Genomic DNA, 3030 nt, shown 5'->3' with positions numbered 1-3030 from the left:
TCCATATCCATGCCCGGCATTAGGGCAATCGGCTGCCGGGGCTGGGCTGTCGGCTGTGGATTGAAAGCTTCTTCCGGGCGGGGCTTCGCTTCCTTCTCAATATCCCGGTAAGCTTTGCGCTCTATCCTGTTAATGTCCGTCCGCATTTCACTCAAGAGCTTGTTTAAGTCCTCATGATAGGTTGACAGACCTTGACGGAAAGAGTCTTCAGAGGCGAGCAAGCTTTCCAAGTCTGCGATGTTGACATATCGCCGGGTGAAAATTCGTTTTAAGAAATTCATGCCCCTACCTTGACAGAAACGCCGGCGTCTGTCAAGTAAAATTCAAAAAATTTTGCCGTTTACGAGACTTCATGACTGTGTGCTTTACCATAACGAGGAGATAGTACGAACCCCCCTTAAACCCCGGGGACTGGGACGGGGGTTTGAGATGCTGAATTTCCGCTTCTTACACCGGGTGTAGTCTATTGTTTGGGTGAGTTGTTACCGTGTGTCTGCGTTCGTTACAGCTACGCTCAAGGTACTGGCGAATGTTGTATACAGCTACGCCTGCCCCGCTTACAGGAGAGCCGGAGTCTTTGCCGACTCCGGCTTGGAAGTGCAGTATAATCTTAATCCACAAAGTGTGTGTCCGTTGTGTGATAATTGACACACGTATTCTCTTAATGTCGAGTCAATCCCTTCCGGTGGTGTCCATCCACTCAATAACATACGTCCGCCACACTCCGGGCAAGTAATACTATCGTACGGTTTAGTCATGTTACCCCCCTAGATTTCGATTACAGAGCGTCTATGTTTTCATAATGAAAGCTACATCATAGAAAAGAGGTCTAATGTCCGCTATTGCGTGGGTGTGAGTCTTGTTTGATGCCTGATTAGTTACTTCTGTTCCTTCGGGGGTATCAGTCGCTGATGCCGCCGCCGTCTTAGCAGTTGACCCCCCGGTGGCGCCGGGATTTGTCGCATCCGTGGCGACGCCTTGAACAAAGCGGGCTAATAAATTTGGTGTGCCGCCTGTGCCATCACATAATGCCCAGCCGCCCGGTATGTTGGCCAATAATCCATGCCACATACAGATTAAACCAGTCGGGATTGCCGCTCCGGGATTAAAACCGGGCATAGTTTGTTACCTCAACGAAAGATAGAGTCTTGGCCCCGGAGGCGCATATTGCGTAGACATAGCCGTCCCAAAAGTTCCACATGTTGATTTCATAAAGCCCGCCGTTCGCTTTCAGTACGATGCCGCCGCCGTCCACGCCGTTGTCACTCATCAATAGGCTAATATCTTCGTTACTATCGTTCACGAAGCATGCCCACGTCCTGTTAGGGTTCTCATCCAGAACTTTTGTTCTGGTTGCCCCTACTACAACTTGAGAATTAAGAGCCTTACCAGGCATTTAGTATTCCTTGCCGTGGATTTCGATCAAGAGAGGGCTGACTGTCGGCGCGGTGGCGATAATTGCGGCTACCTGAGAGCCGGGCGGTATTGCTTTCTTACCTACCCACTTAATGTCCGCCTGAGCGTCAATGGCCGATACGCCTGACTTTGAGTTCCTGAACTGACCCACGAAATAGTCTTCTATGTAGATATCAACCGCCGCCTCGTTGATAGCGTTGCCGCCCACAATTGCGACCCCGGTCATCTGCCTGAGCCGTCCGCTTGTTCGCTTCCGTTCGTTACGGAAAGCGTCCGTTCCTGCTGTAAGTGTTGCCGCCGCCTCATAAGTGCTGAATAACATCGTCTTGCCTCCTGTCCTTATTTAATCCAATTTTCAGCTGACCCGGGCGACAGGCTTTGTGCCTACCGCCCGGACTGCTGTCTACTTGCCCCGCTTGAGCGGTGTCCTTTTGGCTATCTGCTTATATAGTGAGTCTAACTTGCGCTGTGCCTTAGCCACATCACCCAGCCGCATCCGGCTGTGGACTGCTACCATGTGAGGACGCCTGACCCGCTTAATAACCCCGGTCTTCATACTCTTGACGTACGTCTTGCCGTCCACCATACGGATATATTGAGCCGTTGCCGGGTATCTGCCGTCTTTGCTGGCGTTCGTGTAGGAGTATGCTACCCCGCCCGGAGCGAAGCCACCGCCGCCGTTGCCGCCGCCAAGTCCGGGCTGTAGTCCATAGCCGCCAACATCAACTATACTTTGCTGACCTGTTAGGTCTGTTCCCGGTATAATCTGCTGGTTAGTCCACGGAGCTATAAAGCCCTCGCCCTCCGGGGTATCCCATGGCATTTTAGTTCTTGCGGCGATTAGAGCGGCTATCCCGGTCAAAGCAGGGCCGATAAGTGAAGTCCACCCGCCCACCTGAGGGATAGCTAGCGGCTGGATGTTCCCGGTCGCCACCTGCAATGCTTGTCGCGCTTTTTGAGCCTCCGTCAATGGAGACATTAGTCCTGTTCCAAGCAATCCTCCCTTGTCTCCGCTAATAGCCGCTATCATGGTGTCAACCACGCCCATGTCTTGTCCGGGGGCTAAGACTGCCCCGCCTAGCTGCTCGCCGCCTTGCCCGCCGGGCTTTAGTGTAAATGCTCCTGTTACCGGGTCAAATGGATAGTCGCTCATGCCTTCACCTCCGCTTATTGGTCTACTTGGGCTTGATATAGCTAGCTCTCGATTGAGAGCTGTATCGTAATTACTGGCAGCGATATAATTATCTTCATGCTCCTCTTCCGGGTCGCCCGCCCAGATTGCCTCCCGCCGCTCTGTATCCTCAATAATAGCCTCAATAAAGCGATTATCGGGCTGCTGTGCTTCATACAGTCTATCAATGTGTGCCTCAACTTCCGCTTGTCGGGCGGCGGTCTCTGCTTCCCGCTTCTCAACATAGGCGGTGATACTAGCCCATTCTGCCATTATTACCTCCATAGCCCGGTTCAAATTGTTCCATATCCATGCCCGGCATTAGGGCAATCGGCTGCCGGGGCTGGGCTGTCGGCTGTGGATTGAAAGCTTCTTCCGGGCGGGGCTTCGCTTCCTTCTCAATATCCCGGTAAGCTTTGCGCTCTATCCTGTTAATGTCCGTC

General features: G+C 52.6%; 6 protein-coding genes. All 6 read right to left on the bottom strand.

What is annotated here, in order from left to right; genetic code table 11:
* A partial coding sequence (locus tag KJ971_08590) for a hypothetical protein (GenBank protein MBU1145888.1) occupies positions 1–281 on the bottom strand: 281 nt, incomplete at its 3' end.
* 508 nt (positions 282–789) lie between these two features.
* Positions 790–1119: a hypothetical protein gene (locus KJ971_08585; protein ID MBU1145887.1), complete on the bottom strand. Its 330-nt coding sequence runs from the start codon at positions 1117–1119 to the stop codon at positions 790–792.
* Positions 1106–1303: a hypothetical protein gene (locus KJ971_08580; GenBank protein ID MBU1145886.1), complete on the bottom strand. Its 198-nt coding sequence runs from the start codon at positions 1301–1303 to the stop codon at positions 1106–1108. The genes KJ971_08585 and KJ971_08580 overlap by 14 nt, the downstream gene beginning before the upstream one ends.
* A 93-nt stretch (positions 1304–1396) precedes the next feature.
* Positions 1397–1738: a hypothetical protein gene (locus tag KJ971_08575; GenBank protein MBU1145885.1), complete on the bottom strand. Its 342-nt coding sequence runs from the start codon at positions 1736–1738 to the stop codon at positions 1397–1399.
* Positions 1739–1819: 81 nt separating this feature from the next.
* Entirely contained in the window at positions 1820–2860 is a 1041-nt protein-coding gene (locus KJ971_08570) for a hypothetical protein (protein MBU1145884.1), read from the bottom strand.
* The coding region (locus tag KJ971_08565) for a hypothetical protein (GenBank protein ID MBU1145883.1) at positions 2844–3030 on the bottom strand (187 nt) is incomplete at its 5' end. The genes KJ971_08570 and KJ971_08565, both read right to left, overlap by 17 nt.

The organism is Bacillota bacterium (genome assembly GCA_018818595.1).
Taxonomy (GTDB): Bacteria; Bacillota_I; Bacilli_A; order Izemoplasmatales; family Hujiaoplasmataceae; genus JAHIRM01.
This window is presented reverse-complemented; position numbering and strand designations above follow the sequence as displayed.

Coding starts and splice junctions, on each gene's coding strand:
- KJ971_08585 (MBU1145887.1), bottom strand. CDS start 1,119: ATGCCCGGTTTTAATCCCGGAGCGGCAATCCCGACTGGTTTAATCTGT.
- KJ971_08575 (MBU1145885.1), bottom strand. CDS start 1,738: ATGTTATTCAGCACTTATGAGGCGGCGGCAACACTTACAGCAGGAACG.
- KJ971_08570 (MBU1145884.1), bottom strand. CDS start 2,860: ATGGCAGAATGGGCTAGTATCACCGCCTATGTTGAGAAGCGGGAAGCA.